We start from the raw sequence: 2,130 nt of genomic DNA on the forward strand, positions 1-2,130 counted from the left end.
GGGGGGCGCGGCGGCGGTGGTGCCGGCCGCCGCGGTCGCCGCCGGCACGCCGGCCGTCGTCCACGACGGCGTCGTCGATCTGGGTCCGGTTCCCGGTTTCATCGACGGCGCCCTGATCGTCGCACCGCTGGCGGTGGACGGTCTCACCGGCTGGTTCGTGATCCCCAGCCCCCGGGTGCGCCGCGCGGCCCACGGCCAGACCCCCGGTCCGGACGCGCAGGGGCAGACCGCCGCCGTCGACGGCACCGCCGCGGCGGTCGAGGTGGTGCTCGAGGGCGTCGACGCCGCCGGGCTGATCCGGATCGACGACGGGGCCGCCCTGCACGCGATGCTGGTCGCCGGACTGACGGCGTACCAGGCCGGGGTGGCTCGGGCCGTGCTGGACATGGCGGTGGACTACGCGAAGGTCCGCACCCAGTTCGGCGTGCCGATCGGCTCGTTCCAGGCGATCAAACACCTGTGTGCGGACATGCTGTGCCGGGCCGAGCAGCTCTCGGCCGCCGCCTGGGATCTGGCCGCAGCCATCGACGCCGGCGATCCGGCCCAGCGTGAGCTGAGCATGCTCGCCGCCGCCGTACTGACCGCCGAGCTGCCGCTGGCCAACACCAAGGATGCGATCCAGGTGCTCGGCGGCATCGGTTTCACCTTCGAACACGAGGCGCACCTGTATCTGCGGTCGGCGCTGTCGGCGCGCATCCAGCTGGCCGGGGGTGCCCCGGCCCGCGAAGCCCTGGCCGCACTCGGCCGGGGCGGGGCCCGCCGCGAGTTCGCCGTCGACCTGGCCGCCGTGGAGCACCGCCGCACCGAGATCGCCGCCCTGGTCGCCGGGATCGCCGCCGCACCCGAAGACCGGCGGCGCGCCGAGCTGGCCGCCGCCGGACTGTTGATGCCGCACTGGCCCGAGCCCTACGGGATCGAGGCCGATCCGGCCCTGCAGCTGCTGATCGACGCCGAACTCGGCCGCGCCGGAGTGCGCCGGCCTGATCTGGTGATCGCCGGCTGGGCCCTGCCGACGATCCTCGAACACGGCACCGCGGCCCAACGGGAGCGGTTTCTGCGGCCCACCCTGGCCGGAGACATCGTGTGGTGCCAGCTGTTCAGTGAGCCGGAGGCCGGCAGCGACCTGGCCTCGCTGCGCACCCGGGCAGAACGCGTCGACGGCGGCTGGAAGCTGACCGGCCAGAAGATCTGGACGTCGGCGGCCGCCCAGGCGCGCTGGGGGGTGGCCCTGGCCCGCACCGATCCGCAGGCGCCCAAGCACCGGGGCATCACCTACTTCCTGATCGATATGACCAGCCCCGGTATCGACGTGCGGCCGCTGCGCGAGATGACCGGCCGCGCCTTGTTCAACGAGGTCTTCCTCGACGGGGTGGTGGTCCCCGACGACTGTGTGGTCGGCGAGATCGACGGCGGCTGGCGGCTGGCACGCACCACGCTGGCCAACGAGCGGGTGGCCATGGGCGGGGCCGGACTCGGCAAGGAGATGGACGCCCTGCTGCGGCAGCTCGAGAGCACCGGTGCGGAGCTCGATACGCCGGCTCAGCAGCGGCTCGGCGCGCTGATCGCCGATGCCCACATCGGCCGGGTCCTGGACGCGCGCACGGTCGCCCAGCGGCTGTCGGGGACCGATCCGGGGGTCACCTCCAGCGTCCGCAAGCTGATCGGCGTAGTCCATCGGCAGTCGGTCCCCGAGTTCGCGCTGGATCTGCTCGGCCCCGCCGGACTAAAGCCGAGTGTCGCCGGTGAGCAGTTCCTGCTCAATCGCTGCCTGTCGATCGCCGGCGGCACCACGCAGGTCCTCAAGAACGCGGCGGCCGAACGGATTCTCGGACTCCCGCGGGGATAGCCCGGTAAAGTAGAACGTGTTCTAATATGGAACCTGTTCTTATTCACCGGATTCTTCAGAGAGGGAGGCGCGGGTGGACTTCACCCCCGAAGCTGCGGCCGCCGCGGTGGCCGAGGCGACCGACGAGGTGGTCAGCAGGCTCACTCCCGACTGGACCTGCCTGTTCCCCGGCGCCGAACCGGACCTGGCCGCGTGGCAGTCGTTCGTCGACGCCGGGCTGACCGTGCTGGCGCTGCCGGAGGAGGCCGGCGGCGCCGGACTGGGCGCCGATGCGCTGGCGCCCC

1 protein-coding gene and 1 pseudogene are annotated in these 2,130 nt (G+C 72.8%); both read left to right on the forward strand.

What is annotated here, in order from left to right; all coding sequences use genetic code 11:
* Positions 1-1,846: acyl-CoA dehydrogenase family protein (locus GOHSU_RS16095; RefSeq protein ID WP_005944442.1), on the forward strand; the 1,846-nt coding region annotated here is incomplete at its 5' end.
* 73 nt (positions 1,847-1,919) lie between these two features.
* Positions 1,920-2,130: pseudogene (locus GOHSU_RS16100) on the forward strand (acyl-CoA dehydrogenase family protein); the annotation flags it as partial.

Origin of the sequence: Gordonia hirsuta DSM 44140 = NBRC 16056, from assembly GCF_000333015.1 — a bacterium.
Taxonomy (GTDB): domain Bacteria; phylum Actinomycetota; class Actinomycetes; order Mycobacteriales; family Mycobacteriaceae; genus Gordonia; species Gordonia hirsuta.